The 18,597-nt window shown below is 44.7% G+C and carries 19 protein-coding genes; 13 read left to right on the plus strand and 6 right to left on the minus strand.

Going from position 1 to position 18,597, the window contains the following annotated elements:
- Positions 1–2: 2 nt before the first annotated feature.
- The 4 genes from OH461_RS04160 (at position 3) to OH461_RS04175 (ending at position 3,391) form a co-directional block, all read left to right on the plus strand.
- Positions 3–719 carry an energy-coupling factor ABC transporter ATP-binding protein gene (locus tag OH461_RS04160; RefSeq protein ID WP_270019357.1) on the plus strand — a complete coding sequence of 239 codons (717 nt, stop codon included), beginning with the start codon at positions 3–5 and terminating at the stop codon, positions 717–719.
- On the plus strand, positions 697–1,281 hold the full coding sequence (mobA, locus tag OH461_RS04165; protein ID WP_270019358.1) for a molybdenum cofactor guanylyltransferase MobA: 585 nt from the start codon (positions 697–699) through the stop codon (positions 1,279–1,281). The genes OH461_RS04160 and mobA overlap by 23 nt, the downstream gene beginning before the upstream one ends.
- Complete coding sequence (locus tag OH461_RS04170) at positions 1,278–3,047, plus strand: bifunctional molybdopterin-guanine dinucleotide biosynthesis adaptor protein MobB/molybdopterin molybdotransferase MoeA (protein ID WP_270019359.1); 1,770 nt, start codon at positions 1,278–1,280, stop codon at positions 3,045–3,047. The genes mobA and OH461_RS04170 overlap by 4 nt, the downstream gene beginning before the upstream one ends.
- A gap of 80 nt (positions 3,048–3,127) precedes the next feature.
- Positions 3,128–3,391 (plus strand): DUF2960 domain-containing protein, encoded by a 264-nt coding sequence (locus tag OH461_RS04175; RefSeq protein WP_260258436.1) that lies wholly within the window; start codon positions 3,128–3,130, stop codon positions 3,389–3,391.
- Between the two features lie 74 nt (positions 3,392–3,465).
- Here the strand turns inward: OH461_RS04175 and nagK are convergent, their stop codons facing one another.
- On the minus strand, positions 3,466–4,374 hold the full coding sequence (gene nagK / locus OH461_RS04180; protein ID WP_270019360.1) for an N-acetylglucosamine kinase: 909 nt from the start codon (positions 4,372–4,374) through the stop codon (positions 3,466–3,468).
- 108 nt (positions 4,375–4,482) lie between these two features.
- Positions 4,483–5,220, minus strand: coding sequence for a tRNA-uridine aminocarboxypropyltransferase (locus OH461_RS04185; protein WP_270019361.1), 738 nt, complete (start codon positions 5,218–5,220; stop codon positions 4,483–4,485).
- Between the two features lie 81 nt (positions 5,221–5,301).
- On the opposite strand from OH461_RS04185, the gene OH461_RS04190 reads away from it, so the two are divergent.
- The gene (locus OH461_RS04190; protein WP_270019362.1) at positions 5,302–6,090 is read left to right on the plus strand and encodes a sterol desaturase family protein; all 789 of its coding nucleotides are present in this window, start codon (positions 5,302–5,304) and stop codon (positions 6,088–6,090) included.
- A gap of 46 nt (positions 6,091–6,136) precedes the next feature.
- Here OH461_RS04190 and OH461_RS04195 read toward each other — a convergent pair whose 3' ends face one another.
- Positions 6,137–8,179 (minus strand): methyl-accepting chemotaxis protein, encoded by a 2,043-nt coding sequence (locus OH461_RS04195; RefSeq protein WP_270019363.1) that lies wholly within the window; start codon positions 8,177–8,179, stop codon positions 6,137–6,139.
- 94 nt (positions 8,180–8,273) lie between these two features.
- Here OH461_RS04195 and OH461_RS04200 point away from each other — a divergent pair, with 94 nt between their 5' ends.
- Complete coding sequence (locus tag OH461_RS04200) at positions 8,274–8,783, plus strand: NlpC/P60 family protein (RefSeq protein WP_270019364.1); 510 nt, start codon at positions 8,274–8,276, stop codon at positions 8,781–8,783.
- Positions 8,784–8,791: 8 nt separating this feature from the next.
- Here OH461_RS04200 and OH461_RS04205 read toward each other — a convergent pair whose 3' ends face one another.
- The gene (locus tag OH461_RS04205) at positions 8,792–9,133 is read right to left on the minus strand and encodes a DUF3802 family protein (protein ID WP_270019365.1); all 342 of its coding nucleotides are present in this window, start codon (positions 9,131–9,133) and stop codon (positions 8,792–8,794) included.
- A gap of 323 nt (positions 9,134–9,456) precedes the next feature.
- Between OH461_RS04205 and OH461_RS04210 the strand changes: the two genes are divergently transcribed.
- Together OH461_RS04210 and OH461_RS04215 are read left to right on the plus strand one after the other, a co-directional pair.
- Positions 9,457–10,323, plus strand: a complete 867-nt coding sequence (locus OH461_RS04210; RefSeq protein WP_270019858.1) for a fructosamine kinase family protein — start codon at positions 9,457–9,459, stop codon at positions 10,321–10,323.
- 202 nt (positions 10,324–10,525) lie between these two features.
- Complete coding sequence (locus tag OH461_RS04215; protein ID WP_260258428.1) at positions 10,526–10,729, plus strand: CPXCG motif-containing cysteine-rich protein; 204 nt, start codon at positions 10,526–10,528, stop codon at positions 10,727–10,729.
- A gap of 51 nt (positions 10,730–10,780) precedes the next feature.
- Here OH461_RS04215 and OH461_RS04220 read toward each other — a convergent pair whose 3' ends face one another.
- On the minus strand, positions 10,781–11,395 hold the full coding sequence (locus OH461_RS04220) for a riboflavin synthase subunit alpha (protein ID WP_270019366.1): 615 nt from the start codon (positions 11,393–11,395) through the stop codon (positions 10,781–10,783).
- A gap of 185 nt (positions 11,396–11,580) precedes the next feature.
- On the opposite strand from OH461_RS04220, the gene OH461_RS04225 reads away from it, so the two are divergent.
- Positions 11,581–12,951: an MATE family efflux transporter gene (locus OH461_RS04225; RefSeq protein WP_270019367.1), complete on the plus strand. Its 1,371-nt coding sequence runs from the start codon at positions 11,581–11,583 to the stop codon at positions 12,949–12,951.
- A gap of 149 nt (positions 12,952–13,100) precedes the next feature.
- Positions 13,101–14,102: a DUF3080 domain-containing protein gene (locus OH461_RS04230; protein WP_270019368.1), complete on the plus strand. Its 1,002-nt coding sequence runs from the start codon at positions 13,101–13,103 to the stop codon at positions 14,100–14,102.
- A gap of 80 nt (positions 14,103–14,182) precedes the next feature.
- On the opposite strand, the gene OH461_RS04235 is transcribed toward OH461_RS04230, so the two are convergent.
- On the minus strand, positions 14,183–15,034 hold the full coding sequence (locus tag OH461_RS04235; RefSeq protein WP_270019369.1) for a DNA ligase: 852 nt from the start codon (positions 15,032–15,034) through the stop codon (positions 14,183–14,185).
- A 291-nt stretch (positions 15,035–15,325) separates the two neighbouring features.
- Here OH461_RS04235 and OH461_RS04240 point away from each other — a divergent pair, with 291 nt between their 5' ends.
- From OH461_RS04240 to OH461_RS04250, 3 genes are read left to right on the plus strand one after another with little or no spacing between them, the layout of a single operon-like run.
- Complete coding sequence (locus OH461_RS04240) at positions 15,326–15,646, plus strand: STAS domain-containing protein (protein WP_270019370.1); 321 nt, start codon at positions 15,326–15,328, stop codon at positions 15,644–15,646.
- 29 nt (positions 15,647–15,675) lie between these two features.
- On the plus strand, positions 15,676–16,515 hold the full coding sequence (locus OH461_RS04245; protein ID WP_270019371.1) for an OmpA family protein: 840 nt from the start codon (positions 15,676–15,678) through the stop codon (positions 16,513–16,515).
- Positions 16,502–18,595, plus strand: coding sequence for an SLBB domain-containing protein (locus tag OH461_RS04250; protein WP_270019372.1), 2,094 nt, complete (start codon positions 16,502–16,504; stop codon positions 18,593–18,595). Before OH461_RS04245 ends, OH461_RS04250 begins: the two co-directional genes overlap by 14 nt.
- Positions 18,596–18,597: the final 2 nt, after the last annotated feature.

An 18,597-nucleotide genomic window follows, 5' to 3' on the forward strand; every position in this document is an offset into this window, starting at 1 on the left:
GTATGACAATTAAAATCGCTGCACAGCAACTCTCTATGCGTTTTAACGATCGAGTTCTGTTCCATATACCTGAGCTTACAATAGGCCCAAACGACGCCATCTACCTTAAAGGTGCGAATGGTGTGGGTAAAACGACGCTGCTTAAAATTTTGTCGGGATTGCTGAAACCAACCACAGGTAAAGTTATTGCGCCGAACGACAATTTCGCCCAACGCTTTTTTGCGCGAAGTGGTCGACGTGATGTGGTTTATTTGCACCAATCCCCTTACCTATTTGATGGTACGGTATATCAAAATGTTGCTTACGGTATCCGCTACCAAAAACATACCCAACAAGACAAACGCGCAAAGGTTATCAACGCTTTGCGTTTAGTGGGTTTAGAAACGCTGGCTGATGAGCACATATCGGTGCTTTCTGGTGGTGAAAAACAACGTGTAGCAATGGCAAGAGCTTGGATATTAACACCTTCGATCCTGCTAATGGATGAACCAAGCGCTTCCCTTGATCAAGAGTCGATTGAACGCTTAGTGGTATTAGCTCAAGACTTAATCAGCCGTGGTTCTAGCATTGTGGTCACAAGCCATCAAAATAACGCCTTAACGGACTTATGTCGTAAACAATGGTGGATCAAGGACTCAACTCTGGTAGAGTCTCCTTTGTTACAAATCATAACCGAAGCGAAGCAAGAGAACACTTATGCTACCTCCAACGCAAACTAGTTGGGTTATTTTGGCTGGCGGACAAGCCAGCCGTATGGGTGGACAAGACAAAGGTCTTATCGAACTAAATAATAAACCACTCATACAGCACGTTATTGAACGCCTGTCGCCACAAACCCCTAAAATACTAATTAACGCTAACCGTAACCTTGAAGCTTACGCCAAGTACGGTCATGTATTTCAAGACCAATTCAAAGATTACCCCGGCCCTATGGGCGGAATCCACGCTGGGTTAGTTGAAGCCGAAACGGATTGGGTTGGCTTTGTCCCTTGTGATAGCCCTCAAATCAATCACGACCTCGTGGAAAGATTTTGCTCTCAAGTGACCGCAGATACTGACATTTTGGTTGCGCACGATGGCGACCATCAGCAACCTGTGTTTACGCTCTACCATAAACGTGTGTTGCCAAAACTGACCGCATTTTTAGAACGTGGCGATAGAAAAATCATCCTACTCTATAAAGAGTGCAATACCGCTTATGTCGATTTTAGCGACTCATTAGACTGCTTTGTGAATCTTAATACGCCACAAGAATTGGCTCAGTTTGGAACAATCCGATGAACAATAACCATATCGTCCCTATTCTTGGTTTTGCTGCCTACTCTGGTACGGGCAAAACAACCCTTATTGAAGCTTTACTGCCTAAGTTGACAGAAGCAGGTCTACGCATTGGCATGCTAAAACACGCCCATCACAATTTTGATGTTGATAAACCGGGCAAAGACAGTTACCGCCTACGTAAAGCGGGTGCAAGCCAAATGCTGATCTCTTCTCGTAATCGTTACGCATTAATGACCGAAACGCCGGAAGAAGAGTCTGAGTTCCATTACCTATTAAGCCGCTTTGACCAACAGAAACTGGATGTAGTTCTGGTTGAGGGTTGTAAGAACATTGCTTTCCCAAAAATTGAATTACATCGCGAAGAAGTGGGTAAACCATGGCTCTACCCTAACGATGAAAACATCATCGCTATTGCAGCAGATAGCCAAGTTAATGATTCAGAGTTGCCTCAGCTCAATATCAACGACCTAGATGCCATTACGCAATTTGTGATCGGCTATGTTGCGAATAATGGCCAACAGAAATCTGTTGCTGCATGTTGCGATACGCTTTCGCCTGCGTTTCTTTCTGTTACCCAAGGTCAAGAAAAGATCCTTTCTTTGGTCAACCCTGTTGAGCAGCACGAGTCGGTACCCGTAGACACATGTTATAACCGTGTGCTTGCGCAAGCGGTAACTTCACCAGTGAACGTACCTCAATACACCAACTCTGCGATGGATGGCTTTGCGATTCGTAGTGACGATTTAGAGCGAGAGAGTTATCAAGTCGTTGCCGAAGTGCTGGCTGGTCATGCATATGAGGGTGAATTACAAACAGGTCAAGCCGTTAAAATCATGACGGGAGCCCCTATGCCCAAAGGTGCTGACACCGTAGTAATGCGTGAACAAGCGCAATGTAATAGTGACGCGGTAACCTTTGGCGATGCAGACATACAAGCTGGGCAAAACGTTCGCCAAGCCGGAGAAGATCTTGCTATTGGCGCCGATGTCTTTACCCAAGGCACTCGAATTGCGTCACCAGAAATGGGGATGATGGCATCGCTTGGTTTTGGCCACTGCCCTGTTATGCGTAAACTGAAAGTTGCCTTGTTCTCTACCGGCGATGAAGTTCAAGCGCCAGGTAGTGAGCAAAAGCCAAATACAATTTATGACTCTAACCGTTACACTATTATGGGCATGTTAGAGAAGCTTGGTTGTGAAATCATCGACTTCGGTATTCTTGAAGACAACGAAGAAGTGATGATTAATGCGATTGAAAAAGCCAGCGCACAAGCCGATGTGGTGATCACTTCTGGCGGTGTCTCTGTCGGTGATGCTGATTACATTAAGCTTGCACTTGATAAGCTTGGTCAAATCGATTTCTGGCGTATTAACATGCGTCCGGGACGCCCTCTTGCTTTCGGGCAAATCAACGACAAGCCGTTCTTTGGTTTACCGGGCAACCCTGTTGCTGTGATGGTGTCATTCATTAACTTCGTTGAACCTGCATTACGTAAAATGCAGGGTGAAGTTGATTGGCAACCATTGAAAGTTACCGCAATCGCAACGGAAAACCTGCGCTCTCGCCAAGGTCGTACTGAGTTCAGTCGTGGTGTCTATGAGTTAGATGCCTCTGGTCGATTACTGGTACGTACTACCGGTAAACAAGGCTCAGGCATTCTGCGCTCAATGAGCGAGGCCAACTGCTTAATTGAAATCTCGCCTGCGGTAGATACAGTAAAAGCGGGAGAAAGCGTGACAATCATCCCTCTTCAAGGCAGAATCTAGCCCAACACCATTTAGATGAGAGCCAGCACTTCGCTGGCTCTACTATTTGTTTCAATAGAATTTATTTAAGAGTGAAATCCATGGCTCGTACCATCCTTTATACTTACAAAGACGAAGAGAAGACGCTGACTTTCTCATACCAGCAGCACCGCAATATTCATGAAGCGGTAGCAGAAGCAGAAGGTATTGATATTTCAGAGTTCCTAAAGATGGAACAGCAAATTGAAGCGATTTCTGATACGAAAGCCGTTCGCAACTATCGCGACAACCACTTTAGAAAGCTAGGCTTTGGTAAAATTACCCTACAACAAAAAGAAAACCTTGGTGTAGGTAAGAAGAAATAATCCCATTTGATTCGGATTAGATGTACAAAAAAGCATCAGCCATTAGCTGATGCTTTTTTATTAACTAAATACAATTATTTAATATTTAGGAATGCTGCACCGCGAACACCGCCTGAATCGCCGTGTTTCGCTTTTACGATCTTAGGACACTTCGCTACAGAAAGAAGATGCTTAGGAATGCGTTTTGGCATCTCTTCGTAAATCATATCGAAGTTTGATAGACCACCACCTAACACAACTACGTGCGGATCGTTGGCAGTAAATAGGTTAGCAAAACAGATCGCCAGTAGCTCCATAAAGCGCTCTACGTGCTCAACCGCTTTGGATTCGCCTTCTGCTTGCGCTTTAATAATATCAATCGCTTTCTTCTGTTCACCATAGTAATGAGCATAAAGAAGCTCAAAACCACGACCTGATAGATAGTTATCAATACAACCTTTCTTATCACAGCCACAATCTAGTAGTGGTGCGTTCTCGCCAAGGTGGAACCAAGCATCAATAGGCAGACGCATATGGCCCATTTCACCCGCTACGTGGTTACGACCAGAGAACACTGCACCATCATAAATGATGCCACCACCAAAACCTGTACCTAAGATAAGACCAAGTACTGATGGAGAATCTTTTAGTTCATCATCCCAAGCTTCAGACAGCGCGAAACAGTTCGCATCGTTATCCACTTTGACCGTGCGCCCAATGATCGCCTCTAAATCTTTACGTAAAGTTTTACCTTTAGCTGCTGGAATATTCACGGTTAAGATCGCGCCTGTATCCGCGTCTTCCATGCCAGGTAGACCAAGGCCAATCGTACCTTCGCACTGAAATTCTTGGTCATATTTGCTCACTAGGCCAGCGATTGTATCAAGTAGTAGTTGGTAATCACTGGTTGGCGTTGGGACACGTTCTGTCGCGACGCGTTCTAATTTCTCGTTAAATGCGCCAAACTCGATTTTGGTGCCGCCCACGTCAAAGCCGTAGTACATCTTACTTTCTCCCAGAAAAATACATAAATCTAAACTCGCTCATTATCCACAGAGCGATTCTCACAATCCGTGACCTGTCCCTGTTTATCTGTTAAATGAAATGTAAAATCAACCCTGATGGTGCGGATTTGCGGCAAGGTAGCGTTTTAACTCGGGACGAGTAAAATCGGGCTTTAGACGAGTCTTTGATAGCAGGTAGCTTTCGCGAAAAACCGCAAACCATTGTTCGAGTGTGTTCGATGCTTTTAACTCTCCCGCCGCCTCTAAAATTAAAACAGCAACTTCCGCTGTTGAAAGGTGTTGTTCGTTATCAGATTTACGCATTTGGTACTGAGAAAGCTGCTCAGGTTGGATAGATAACACCGGTAGATCTTGTAAGTATGGCGATTTGCGAAAGATTCGGCGAGCTTCGCGCCAGCTTCCATCAAGAAAGATAAATAGCGGCTTTTTGCCATTCGTTAACGGCAACGACTGCTTAGCCATTAAGCGCTGTTTATCTTCTACGTACTCATCAGGGAATACGACAATAGGTTGATACTGTGGGTTTTGAATCAACGCTAACATATCACTATCAGGTTCTGTTCTATTCCATTGATACACGTAGCTTTCTTTTATGGTATCGACAATTAGGCGGCCGGTATTACTCGGCTTAAACACCTCGTTTTCCGATACGAGCAGCATCACTGCCACATCACTATCAACATCTGGCTGATACCCACAGATACAATGTTTTTGTGCCACTTGGCAGTACTGACAGCGCTCTACTTTACTACCTCGCGCAGCAAATGCTTTGGTCGAGTTTTGTTGGCGAAGTTGGTATAGATGGTGAAATCCGTGAATTCTCATAGTGAATCGTCGATAATGATAGAAACGAGTAAGGCGTGAGATTCTACTCACCCTATTTGAAGTTGCAAGTGAGGATCTTAAATGCAACAAGCTGATGTTATTCGCCTGTCTATATTCTTAATTGTATTGCTCAGTTGCGCATTATGGGAATGGGTGTTACCGCGTAAAACACTCACCCAATCTAAATGGCAACGCTGGCTCAATAACCTATGTTTAGTCGGCTTAAATTCGTTGTTTTTGACGCTGTTAATGCCAATACTCGCCATTGAAGCAGCGGTATGGGCAGAAAAATCCCATTTCGGTTTGCTTAACCAACTTGAGCTGCCCATGGCATTAGAGATTGTGATTGCAGTGGTTCTTCTAGATTTAGCCATTTACTTACAGCATTTAGTTTTCCACCGTGTTCCGATTCTTTGGCGTTTGCACCGAATGCACCATGCTGATCAAGACATCGATGTCACCACAGGCGCACGATTTCACCCAATTGAGATCCTCCTTTCGATGTGGATAAAGATGGCTGTTGTCGTCATGTTAGGTATTAACCCAATGTCAGTATTGGTGTTTGAAGTATTGTTAAACGCCAGTGCCATGTTTAACCATAGCAACGCAAAACTGTCATTATCCCTTGATAAATGGCTTCGTAAAATCGTTGTAACGCCCGACATGCATCGAGTGCATCATTCCGTTGAGGTAAAAGAAACCCACTCAAACTTTGGTTTTTTCTTATCGATTTGGGACCAGATGTTTAACACTTACATTGACCAACCCAAAGCGGGTCATGATAACGCCACCATTGGTCTGCCCTATTTCCAAACCGCGCGCGAGCAGTGGCTAGACAAAATGCTGACCCAACCTTTTCGTAAAAAATAAGGGGACGAATGTCCCCTTCTACTTATTTGGCGCACCTTGCACCAGTTTAAATCATGGATTTGGTCAGTTGATATTTTTCTAGCATGTTAGTTTGCAACTTAGCAATGTCAGACACTTTTTGCGAAATATCTAGCATCGTGACTAACTGCGAGTTAGTTTGATCGCCTTGCTCTGAAACATGGCTAATTGAGCGACTCACATCCGCGGTGGCACGCTCTTGCTCTTCAGTCGCCACCGATATTTGTTCAAATCGCGCACCAATTAGGCTGACTGCTTGATCGATATCTTCAAAGGTGTGTTTGACCTCTTCACTAGAAACGAGCGCCTGCGCCATTTCCTCACGAGAGTCCGCGACCGCCTTACGAGACTGCTCAGCCGCCACAACCAAATCATTCATCCGTACTTGAATATTCCTTGTTTGCTCCGACGTATCGCTGGCTAGCTTACGCACTTCATCTGCGACGACTGCAAATCCCCGCCCTTGTTCACCCGCACGAGCAGCTTCAATTGCGGCATTCAATGCGAGTAAATTGGTGTTTTCTGCAATACCAGAGATCATATCCACCATCTCATTGATTTGATTGACTCGCTTGTCGAGTTTCACCATTGCTTTTTCATTGTCATTTAGCGTCGTTTCTAATGACGCTAAGCGGGTGCGGTTTTGTTCTATCGCTTTTACGCCAACGGTTGTGTGCTGTTTCGCCTGTTTTGATTCGTCGTAGGACTCATTGGTGACTGTGGCGATCTCGCGGATTGACGCTTCCAATTGATTTACCGTGGTGACCATATCAGTGAGAGATTGATTTTGACGCGCTAAGCTGGATTTGGACTTTTCTGCCGCGCGGTAATTATCGGCTGCCGATTGATTAAGCGTTTGGCTATTCTCAGTCACGCTTTGCAAAGAATCGCCGGTTGAAACAATCACTTCATTCAAATGTTCGGCGATTTCTCGCATTTCGTTTGGCCCAGTCATCGGCACTTTACCGCTTAAATCATGTTTTGTGACTAGATATAAATGGCTGATAATTTGCTTTAAGCTTGATTGAACCCAGCGTTTTAGCCCGAACCAAACCACCAGAACCAGCAAGCCAATCACAATCGTCGAGCTAATCAGCGTTGTTGTGATCGTTGTGATCGTACCCTTCACCACTTGCTCGCTCTGAACAATGAGGTTTTCTGAGCTTGCTGATATTTGATTTAACGTTTCAACCACAGACGCCGTTTTAACGCGAACCTCTGCTAGCAAATCATTCTGCTGCTCAGCCAGTTCTAACTTGGTCATGATGAGATTGAGTACGCCATCTTTCGAAAATCCAGCTTGCACCATTTGATAGGGCGCAGTCAGGCTTGAAAATTCAGTCACCTCAGGGTGCCACTCTTTGAAATCATCATATGCGAGATTGATGGCGGCATTACGATACTTCATCTGCTTGAGCTCTTTACGTGCTTTGTCTTGATCTTGTTGCATCAGCAGCATAAGAAAAGTGCTTTCCATTGAACTCGCGCTGGCGATAAAACGGTTTGCGGCATCGGAAGATTCTGGATTCTCGATGGCTAAAAATGAAGAAATTCGGTTCATTTCTGGGCCAATCGAGCTAATGCCATACCGAAACTCACCGACTTTACTGTCAATTTCGCCTTGCAAGGCAAGTAACCTCTGTTGCATTGACAAAATCGAATCGGATAACGTTTCTAATTGCTCAGAATCTTGCAGAAGCTGTTGTTTTTGCTGTTGGCTAACGACTTGCGGTAAGGTTTTTAGTATTTCGTTGACCTGTTTGCGATATTGCAATGATGACTCGCTCAATACACTCATTGTATTCACTAGCGTCTGTAGTTCTTGCTCCGAACTCACTTGAGTTGCATAACTTAGCTGCTTTGCTTGTTCTAATAGAGATTGCGTTAGCTTCGCATTTGTTAAAGAAAGAGGTAACGCTTGGTCAGAAAGCCCGGTAAATTGAACACCTACTCGCTCTAATCCTCGTTGGCTCAATACTGATAGCCCGGTAATGAGCAGTGCGAAGCAAATAAAAATCGCACTGATTGATTGGATCAGCGAGAGTGAAAATTGATTTTTTTTAGATTCCATTACTATGCAATTATGTTTAATACTTAAGTCAATTTTTTGCAGTGTATGGCCGGACTATTACAGTTAAATGTCATTAAGGACGATGAAATACTTTATGTTTCTTAATCTTCTATCTCATCTATCACGCGGTGTGTCGGCAATTTGTGCCATCGGGTTGTTAGTCGCGTGTTCTTCAAGCCCTGATTTTTCGCGCAGTAACCAGTCCAGTTTGAGCCCGGAAGAGTTACAAACCAAACAGAAGCTGATGGATGTGTACCAAATTTGGCAAGGTGCGCCCTACCGTTTAGGTGGAACAAGCCTAAATGGTGTTGATTGTTCGGCATTTGTGCAAACGGCTTACTCAAATGGATTACAAGTCAACTTACCTAGAACCACAAAGACACAAGTAGAAATTGGACGAGCAGTGGATTATGACCAAGCTAAAGTAGGCGATTTGGTGTTCTTTAAGACGTCTTATACCACTCGGCACGTTGGCATATATTTAGGCAACAAGCAGTTTATGCATGCTTCTACGTCAAAAGGGGTGATTATTTCTAGATTGGATAACCCATATTGGGCGGGGAATTTCTGGCAGTTTAGGCGGGTAATGTCCCCGCCTTTATAACCTTTGAATCAGTCGTATTTAGCGACTGCACTGTCAAACAGGTTTTTTACTAGCGCGATGTATTCATCAAGAAAGGCAATTTGCTCATTGGCAGCTGGTTTACCCCATACACCCGCAAGGACTTCGCCAAGATCGGCAACAACAGAATCCGCTTCTTTAAGAAGCTTAAAACGTACACTTGAATGCAGCTCTGGGTTTTGCTCGAAAATAGACATAATATTGGAAGCCACCATATCAGTGACAACATCTTCAATACTTTCTGTTCCTGTATCGCCGTCAGCAGCGAACACATCAAGGTTTGATGCAAGATATTCTACAAGAGCTAGATAGCCATCAGTATCAACAACCACATTCCTCTCCATTAATTATAATTTTAGATGACTTGCCTATACTACGGCATTGTTCAGTCACTTAACAATGACTCTGGTGCCAGTTGCTTATAAATACAACACAAATATAGAAACGAAGCGAAAACATATCAGTTCTCGCGTGCATTTAACGGAATGCAGATCAACCTTCCGCAAGATATCTTAATCTATTGATGTTCTTCACACTTTATAAATGCAGTTGCTTATTTCAGCCCAAATCGTTGAATTCTTTGCTGCATCGTTCGGTTTTTAATCAAAGCATGACCTACAATTACTCCAGTCATCATCTGATTGAAGGGCGTACTATGTGGCAAGCGATCGCAGAGCAATTGTCTGAAACCTTGATGTTTGATTTCACCATCCATGAGAAGGTGAGGTTGAGTGGCGGGGATATTAGTGAATCTTATATGATCAGTGATGGAGAGCAGCGCTATTTCATCAAGATCAATCAGCGTGAGTTCCTACCTCAATTCCAAGTTGAAGCTGACAATATCAAAGCGCTGCGTGATACTTCTACCGTGTTTGTGCCAGAGCTGGTTCATATTGGACACTGCAAACATAACTCCTTCCTTATCCTCAATTATTTACCGACGAAAAATCTCGATGACTCAGACAACAGTTATGCGTTTGGGCAAAAGCTGGCAGAACTCCATTTATGGGGTGAACAAAAAGAGTTTGGGTTTGACCAAGATAACTACATTGGGCACACCCTTCAGCCCAATAAATGGGACAAAAAATGGTGCCGCTTCTTTGCCGAACAACGCATTGGTTGGCAATTGCAGTTAGCGAGTGAAAAAGGCATTAAACTTGTCGATATTGATGAGTTCACTCAGGTTATTAGAGAACAACTCGCCTCACATCAACCGCGCCCTTCACTACTTCATGGTGACCTTTGGTATGGAAACGTTGCCAATACGCCTTTCGGGCCAATTTGCTATGACCCCGCTTGCTATTGGGGCGACAGAGAGTGTGACCTCGCCATGACCGAACTGTTTGGTGGCTTTAACCAAGAGTTTTATCGTGGCTATAAAAGTGTCAGTCCGCTCGATTCGGGCTACCAACAACGTATGCCGATTTATAACCTGTACCACGTACTTAATCATTACAATTTGTTTGGTGGTCATTACCTTGAGCAAGCTGAATCCTTAATTAAACGAATTCAGGCTTTTTAAGCAATTTTCAAAGTGTTTTAGCAACGTTTTGCAACAATAGAGGTGGTTTTTAAACCACCTCTATTGTTATTTTCTGTCGCTAGTCAAACTTTGTACTTAATTCACGTCCATTACTAACTTCTATCGATAATATTTAATTAAGCGCTAGGTGAAATCTCTCACTTTCAGCTAGCAACTTGAAGTCTTTAAAGAGGTAATGTCCATGCGTAACTTCACTGAGAAACAGGTATCTTGCCCTCACTGCGGCCACTCTATTGGTATCACCCTCGACGCCTCCAATGGCAATCAAGAATTCTATGATGATTGCCCAGCTTGTTGTAATGCCGTTCACTATAATCTAGTGGTTAATGAGCAAATGAATCGTATCGATCTCTCTATCGATGCGGATGATGAACAAATTTTCTAAACCCATCAAAAAAGAGCGCTGAAAAGCGCTCTTTTTATGTTTCGTTCAGCCCTAGCCTAACTGTTTAGCCGCCAGAACACGTTCTACCGTATCGACAATCGCTTGAGTTTGAGGATCAAACTCGACGTTAATTTTATCCCCTACTTTACGCTGACCAAATAAAGTGCGTTGCAACGTTTCCGGAATAAGATGAACGCTGAACTTGTTTTCGTTTACTTCGCCAATCGTCAAGGAGCAGCCATCAAGGCCAATATAGCCTTTTGCCAACACGTATTTCATACTATCGCTTGGCAGCTCAAACCAAATGGTTCGGTTGTTTGGTGAGTCAATCACATCGACAACCGTCGCCATCAGTGAAATATGACCAGACATGCTATGACCACCGATCTCATCGCCAAACTTGGCTGCACGCTCGATATTTACTAAGCTGCCGGATTCAACTTCGCCTAAGTTGGTCAGTTTTAACGTCGCTTGCATGAGGTCAAAACTCACCAGGTCACCTTCAATTTTACTGACCGTCAAACAACAACCGTTATGAGCAACCGAAGCGCCTATCGCAAGGTTTGCGCCGAGTTCATCGGTTAACTTAACCGTGTGAGTTTGAAAGTCTTGCTTCTTTTCCACCGATACGACGCTTGCCATACCTTGAACGATTCCTGTAAACATGAAGATTCCCAATTATTCGTGATGAGCATAAATTAACGTAATTTTCGTAGCCTGTGTAGCGACAAAACCAAATACGCTTCACTTCACATTGAAAGATCACTTTTAGTCATTTGTTTCTGTATAATGCGGCCGTCATTGAGACACAGCAACACGAATGTTGTTCTTCCCTTTTTTGGAGTTTTTTCGTGCATCGTTATAAGCAAGAAGCCAACACGCTCATTAAGTTGGCTACACCGGTATTGATCGCTTCTGTCGCACAAACTGGTATGGGCTTTGTTGATACCGTTATGGCCGGTGGCGTCAGCGCAACCGACATGGCGGCAGTATCTATCGCAGCGAGTATCTGGCTACCTTCTATTCTGTTCGGAGTTGGCTTGCTAATGGCGCTTGTGCCTGTTGTTGCCCAGCTAAATGGCTCTGCAAACTACAAACAGATCCCATACGAGATTCAACAAGGCATTTATATGGCTTTGGTAATCTCTCTGCCGATCGTTGGTGTCTTGTTCCAAACTCAAACCATCCTTAATTTAATGGATGTGGAACAAGTCATGGCCGACAAAACCAACGGCTACATGCATGCGGTGATGTACGCGGTTCCGGCGTTTTTGTTATTCCAAGCATTGCGCAGTTTTACCGACGGCCTTTCACTGACTAAGCCTGCGATGTTCATTGGCTTTATCGGCCTACTTTGTAACATCCCACTTAACTGGATATTTGTTTACGGTAAATTTGGTGCGCCAGCGCTTGGTGGTGTCGGCTGTGGCGTTGCTACCGCAATTGTTTACTGGATCATGTTTTCGCTAATGCTGCTCTACGTGTTAACCGCGAAACGTGTTGCTCATATCGAGTTGTTTAAACACTTTCACGCACCACAAGGTAAAGCACTGGTTCGTCTGTTCAAACTCGGCTTTCCAGTTGCAGCAGCATTGTTTTTCGAAGTGACATTATTTGCTGTGGTTGCACTATTGGTTGCGCCACTTGGGCCTCTAATTGTTGCGGCGCACCAAGTAGCGATCAACTTCTCATCATTGATCTTCATGTTACCAATGAGTATTGGTGCAGCCACCAGTATTCGCGTTGGTCACCGCTTGGGTCAAGGCAGTGTTGAAAGTGCGCGAATTGCCTCACACGTTGGTTTGATAGTTGCTTTAGGTCTAGCGCTTATTACCGCTTTATTTACGGTTGTATTCCGCGAACAAGTTTCGCTTCTATACACGGATAATACCGAGGTAATTACGTTAGCGATGCAGCTTCTTCTGCTAGCGGCAATTTATCAATGTACCGATGCGATTCAAGTCGTTGCTGCGGGTGCTCTGCGTGGATATAAAGATATGGCGGCGATTTTCAACCGTACCTTTATCGCATATTGGATTATTGGCTTACCGACGGGTTATGTATTAGGTATGACCGATTGGATCGTAGAACCTATGGGCGCTCACGGTTTCTGGATCGGCTTCATTACTGGCTTGTCATCAGCGGCGGTCATGCTCGGTTTAAGACTGCGCTGGATGCACAAGCAACCCGCTGACGTTCAACTGAACCTCGCGGCTAAGTAAACTCCCATCCTCTTCCTTACTAAAGGCCAGCAATGCTGGCCTTTTTGCTACATACTTGTACTAAGCCAAAGTCATTTAGCTGCCCCAAATAAACTATTCTCACCATAGTTAAGTATTAAAGTGTATTGAATCATCTATATGGGTAACGCATGATGTGGAAAACCGCTGTTGTTCTGCTCACTATTACACTCGTGGGTTGCGAGTTTCGCACGCCCCCCAACGACGAACTGTTCAACGATTACTTACAACGCATTGCGACGGTGCAGGGACAAGACGCTTTAGTCGTTGATAAAGGTGACACGGTCACCTTACCTGAAAAACGAGACCTACATATAGAGATTGAACCAATATCGATAGGCTTGCTCGACAGCTATCAGTTGCGTAAATGTGGCTTGTTTGAGCTTATCGCTCAGAAGAACTCTGTGCTGGGTAAGGTACAAGACCCATTTCGTGACTTTGATTATCAAAATGCGCTGATCACTGGGCTAAACCATTGTGTACACGATCCACAAGTTGACCTAGAACTTCGCAATCAACTGAAGACCGTTTTGGTTCAAAAGCAGCAGCACATTGCCTTGCACTTTGCCAACTTATTGTTCGCCAGTGATGCAATGAGAAATCAGCTAAGTCCAAATGGTTGGCTATCTGACGAACAGCAAGTTGTCCCTCATCAATTGCTTACTGCGCTTGACGTCATGCTACAGACCTCACGCTCATTTGACCAACCCTATAGCCAAGATGCAGGCTATCGACCAATCACACTCCATCAAGAAACACTGGATAAAGCGCCGATGCTCGGCAAACTTTGGTATTCATTAACGCTGAGTACGGCCTATTTGAATACGGTGACTAAGCAGCTCAATTTCTATGATAGCCGGGTAGTTTGCCAAGCAAACCGAGACAAAAAGCAGTTCCGCTATTTAAATAACGTGTTTAACCGAATCTTCCTAACTAAGGTTCAGCCCTACTTAGCTAATTTAGATAAACTCTATCTACAAATAGAGCCATTTGCACAACTATTACAATCAGCGCATCCTGATTATGAATATCCATTAGCGTCAGCGCATCAAGCGTTTCGCAAAGCGACCCTTGACCATGTTCAGTATTGGCAAGGATTGTTTAAGCGATGTGGTGTTAAGGTTGGACAGTAGATCTTACGCTAGAGAGCTTGGTAATAACAAAAGCCCCTAGTGGAAAGGCAATATAGCCATAGCGGCAATGGATTAACGCACTACTCAACTCGTTCTCGAACGTAGCGGGCAAACTTAGGCACACCATTTTGCGTTAACCCATTGTAGCGAAACGTAATCGTGCTACCGATGGGCGGTGGGTTCTTACGTTGTTGCTCTGAAAATCCGCTGCCAATGTAGAACTCGACTCCATCTTGCCATTTCACCAAAATCGACCCCATCATACCTTTATATTGGCCGCGCCCCACCTTATAACCAATCACTTGAGCTTCGTCGTCTTGGTGTGTTTTCAGCTTGAGTAGATCTGAGCTACGACCGGCTTGATAGCGGCTGGTTATTTTACGCAGCATCACCCCTTCACCTTTGTCATTGTTGACGTTATCCAAATACTGGAATAACTCTTTCTCTGAGGTGATAGGTGTGTGCTCAATGTATTTGATGTGGCTGTGATCAACAGAAGTAACGTAGTGAACAATGTTGTAGTAACGTTTTTGGTAGTCGCCGGCGGCATGTGGCATATCGAACAACATAAAATCAATTTGCTGCCAAGACTGGTCTATCGGCTTATGATCGAGCACTGTTTGCTGCACTAAATGGAAGTTACCGCGACCAGCCCACAGCTCACCTTCGACCGGGTAATCAGGTAACGGCTCAATAAACCACGCTGGCGCATGAATTTGTCTGCCGTTTCGAGTAAACAGCTTTGTGCCATCCCATACTGCGCGAATGCCATCGAGTTTTTCACTTTGCCAATATTCGTGCACGTTCAACCCATCTTGATATTGATGGGCCTGCATCACGGGTAAATAGCCCTCTAAAGTAGCAGGTTCGGTTGCTCCGGCTTGAAGTATCAATAATACCTGACTAGCTAAAAACGTAAGACGTAAATGCATTCGAATTAACCTAATCTATTGTTCCATCAGACGTATGCCCATTGTTACACGTAATCGTAGTCACTTATTCAACTGAAAGTATGAATTACTCTCAGAACGGATCGCAAAATCAACTGCAAACATTCACGTTGCATATAAATTTACAAAATAGATATTGATTCTCAATTTGAGAATCCGCTTTGTCAAATTGACAAACAGACATCACAGACACCTCAAGCGATTGATTATTAAGAAATTTAATTTTGGCATGTTTAGTGCGTTATCTAACTCAAACGCGAAAGGAGTAACACCATGGAACTACGTACTATTGAAGCAAGCGACACTGTTTTAACACTTGAATTAAACGGTAACTTAGATGCAGACGGCAGCCGCAGTGCTCAACCTCATATTGACCAAATCATCGCTGACCAAAGCCATTCAGAAGTGGAAATTGACTTTGAAAAGGTGACGTTTTTGGACTCATCAGGCGTCGGAGCAATTGTTTATCTTTATAAACGTTTAGTTGAACGCGAACGCAACATGCGCATCGAAAATGTTAAAGGTCAGCCATTGGAAATCATGACCCTGCTTCGCATCAACCAAGCTATCCCTGTGAACTCTCACAAGTACTAAAACAATAATAACAACAAGAGGAAGTTGGCATGGTTAAATTCGCACCATACATAGCCCTAGTTGCATCTGGTTTACTGACCATCGGTTGTACCAGTTTTCCAGATGAAGGGCGCGGCGGTATCGCTGAAAATTATATCGACAACAGTTTCTCACCTGTCATGCCCGATGAGCCACTTGGGCCAGAGCATGGTTTAAGGTTTGATTGGCAACTCACCAAACTCCATCTTGATTCTTTAATACGCGAAGGCGCGCGATGGTGTTTCCCTGCTGCGGTCGTACAAGCGCTAGAAAAGCAAAATCGCATTGCCCGCGAGCTTGAAGGCGGCTTATGGTTAGACGCTGCCAACGACATTGTTATTCAACGCAAACGTCTTGGCGAACTAGAACGTCAATTGGATTACGTTACGTCTCAAGCGAACTGCGTGCCTCCGGTTAATGAACATGAATTTCAAATGCAGCTTAGCGTGATTGATCAACTGTTCAATTTACTCAATGTCGATAACCAATTTGCTTATGACTCTACCGAAGTAAACCCTAAATACATGGGTCATCTCGCTGAAGCAGCCAACATTCTAAAACAGAACCCAAGTCTCCACCTTTCAGTGACTGGTCACGCTGACGCTACTGGCGAAACGCAATACAACCAAGAGCTCGCAATGGGACGCGCCAAACAAGTTAAACGCTACTTAGTGATTTTCGGTTTAGCGCCATCACGCATCGAAGCCCATTCGCTTGGCGATACTCTCCCTCTTTATGAAGGTGAATCTGACGGCGTTCGATTAACCAACCGCCGCGTGAGCATTGAAGTTATCGCCACCAAGGAACTCGCGAATCAAAATCAGCAAGGAGGTTATTATGAAGTGGACTAATACCCTACTCATCTTTGTTCTTACACTCAGCTACTCTGTGTTCTCTTTTGCAACAGAACGTGTACAAGTGGGTGACCTAATACAAATTAACCTTCCGGGCGAGTCATCACTAAATCGTGGCTTTCAAGTGGATAAACGTGGCCGTATCGATTTGCCTGAAGTTGGCACCTTATATGTAGCTGGCTATACCGAGCCACAGCTTTCTGAAGCGGTGATTAATGCGTTGAACAAAGCATTCCGTGACCTGTCTACCGCGAGTGTGTATATCGCAGAGCAGCAAATTCTCGTTTCTGTTCAGGGGTACGTGAAGTCCCCCGGCGAATATACGCTAGCGAAAAATGCCGACGTGCAAACTGCGATTCATGCCGCTGGCGGGCTTCGCTCTGGTGCGCAACTAGACAACATGTTGCTTAAGCGCGGTAAAGACAAGTTTCCTTTCAATTACAAAGCCTTTTTAGATTCTGGCGATGATAGTCTCCTGCCCGATTTAAAATCACTCGATAGCCTATTTGTCCCAGCCTCGCCATTAGTGGGCAATATCGAGCAACAGTTCGATGCAAACAAACAAGCCAACGCTGGCGACAGTGCTGACAGCCGCACCGCAATCAAGGTGTTTGGCGAAGTAAACGCACCGGGCACGTTCACTTACAAACCCAACACCGACTTGGTCGACGTTTTGATGCGTGCTGGCGGTGTAACACGCTACGCGACCGTTGAACAAATCCGTGTGATCAGTAATAACCAACCTCAACTATTTAATCTAAAACTCTATTTAGACAGTGGCGACAAAACCTTGCTACCTAAATTGAGCAAAGGAACCACCATCTTTGTACCAAAGCAGGAAGAAGAAATACGTGCTGGGGCTAATGTTGTCTACATCATGGGGGAAGTGGCTAGCCCCGGCGCGTATGAAGGTAAAAAAGGCGCATCCTTTATGGATATTCTCGCCAATGCCGGTGGTCCAACTCGTTTCGCCGAATCACGTCAGATTCGATTGATCAAAGCCAGTGGACGCGTGATCAAATTTGACTTAACGGCATACACAGAAGGCCTTACTGGCCAACGACCACCAGCCATTGGCCCAGGTGACGCGATATTTGTCCCAGAAAAAACCGATATGAATGAGAAATCTTGGTTGAAAATCTCTCCTGACCGTGCAGTGAATGTGATTGGCGAGGTGGTTCATCCGGGTCGTATCGAATGGTCTGACGAAATGGACTTAATGCACTTATTAGCCCACGTAGGCGGCCCGACACTACGTGCCGATACCACCAAGATTGAAGTGGTCGATGCTAATGGCGAGTTAATTAGCTTCAACTTGGATGATTTCATCTTAAAAGGCGCACCGAGCCACGAGCTACCTCTCATTGCTGCCGGCTCGATAGTGCGAGTTCACGATCTACCACAAGATCCTTCTGATAATAAATCGCAGTGGGTTCGTCAAAGTTCAGATGCTTCTATCTATGTGTTTGGTCAAGTGAATGCACCCGGTCGCTATCGCTTTACCAAAGAGATGCATTTTCTCGATATTCTCTCTGCGGCTGATGGCCCAACCAAAGATGCCGATATCCACAATATCCGCATTACCCATCGCGATAAAACTTACTCTAAGGTGAGCAAGCTCAACCTATCGCTCTACTTTGAAACTGGTGATGAGTCATTGCTACCAAAAGTGACCATGGGCGACACCATTTACATCCCGGAGAAAGACAAAATTTGGTTAGATCGCTCGAAAGAATCAACCGTCAGAGTGCTTGGCGCAGTCAACAACCCGGGGCGCTATGTGTTTGATGACAACATGACGATTCTCGATATTATCGCCGAAGCTGGTGGCCCAAGTGACAACGCTTATCTGGAGAAAATCTCGGTCGTGAATATGTCATGCTGCCAAGGCCAAGCCCGTACTTTTGACCTTATCGATTTTAGCAAAACAGCGAATATCTATAAGCTACCTGTATTACGAGCTGGCGACACCATTTATGTACCCGACCGCCGCGATAGTTTGATGGAGAAAGCACGTGTTGGCTTAGAAGACATTTTGCGCCTCACCACAACCATCGTATTGATTGGAGCACTATAGCC

Source organism: Vibrio sp. LaRot3, assembly GCF_027587025.1.
Taxonomy (GTDB): Bacteria; Pseudomonadota; Gammaproteobacteria; order Enterobacterales; family Vibrionaceae; genus Vibrio.

What these genes read in the sequence shown, in the direction of transcription:
- OH461_RS04160 (WP_270019357.1), top strand. Translation starts at nt 3, where the DNA reads ATGACAATTAAAATCGCTGCACAGCAACTCTCTATGCGTTTTAACGAT.
- mobA (WP_270019358.1), top strand. Translation starts at nt 697, where the DNA reads ATGCTACCTCCAACGCAAACTAGTTGGGTTATTTTGGCTGGCGGACAA.
- OH461_RS04170 (WP_270019359.1), top strand. Translation starts at nt 1,278, where the DNA reads ATGAACAATAACCATATCGTCCCTATTCTTGGTTTTGCTGCCTACTCT.
- OH461_RS04175 (WP_260258436.1), top strand. Translation starts at nt 3,128, where the DNA reads ATGGCTCGTACCATCCTTTATACTTACAAAGACGAAGAGAAGACGCTG.
- nagK (WP_270019360.1), bottom strand. Translation starts at nt 4,374, where the DNA reads ATGTACTACGGCTTTGACGTGGGCGGCACCAAAATCGAGTTTGGCGCA.
- OH461_RS04185 (WP_270019361.1), bottom strand. Translation starts at nt 5,220, where the DNA reads ATGAGAATTCACGGATTTCACCATCTATACCAACTTCGCCAACAAAAC.
- OH461_RS04190 (WP_270019362.1), top strand. Translation starts at nt 5,302, where the DNA reads ATGCAACAAGCTGATGTTATTCGCCTGTCTATATTCTTAATTGTATTG.
- OH461_RS04195 (WP_270019363.1), bottom strand. Translation starts at nt 8,179, where the DNA reads ATGGAATCTAAAAAAAATCAATTTTCACTCTCGCTGATCCAATCAATC.
- OH461_RS04200 (WP_270019364.1), top strand. Translation starts at nt 8,274, where the DNA reads ATGTTTCTTAATCTTCTATCTCATCTATCACGCGGTGTGTCGGCAATT.
- OH461_RS04210 (WP_270019858.1), top strand. Translation starts at nt 9,457, where the DNA reads ATGTGGCAAGCGATCGCAGAGCAATTGTCTGAAACCTTGATGTTTGAT.
- OH461_RS04215 (WP_260258428.1), top strand. Translation starts at nt 10,526, where the DNA reads ATGCGTAACTTCACTGAGAAACAGGTATCTTGCCCTCACTGCGGCCAC.
- OH461_RS04220 (WP_270019366.1), bottom strand. Translation starts at nt 11,395, where the DNA reads ATGTTTACAGGAATCGTTCAAGGTATGGCAAGCGTCGTATCGGTGGAA.
- OH461_RS04230 (WP_270019368.1), top strand. Translation starts at nt 13,101, where the DNA reads ATGATGTGGAAAACCGCTGTTGTTCTGCTCACTATTACACTCGTGGGT.
- OH461_RS04235 (WP_270019369.1), bottom strand. Translation starts at nt 15,034, where the DNA reads ATGCATTTACGTCTTACGTTTTTAGCTAGTCAGGTATTATTGATACTT.
- OH461_RS04240 (WP_270019370.1), top strand. Translation starts at nt 15,326, where the DNA reads ATGGAACTACGTACTATTGAAGCAAGCGACACTGTTTTAACACTTGAA.
- OH461_RS04245 (WP_270019371.1), top strand. Translation starts at nt 15,676, where the DNA reads ATGGTTAAATTCGCACCATACATAGCCCTAGTTGCATCTGGTTTACTG.
- OH461_RS04250 (WP_270019372.1), top strand. Translation starts at nt 16,502, where the DNA reads ATGAAGTGGACTAATACCCTACTCATCTTTGTTCTTACACTCAGCTAC.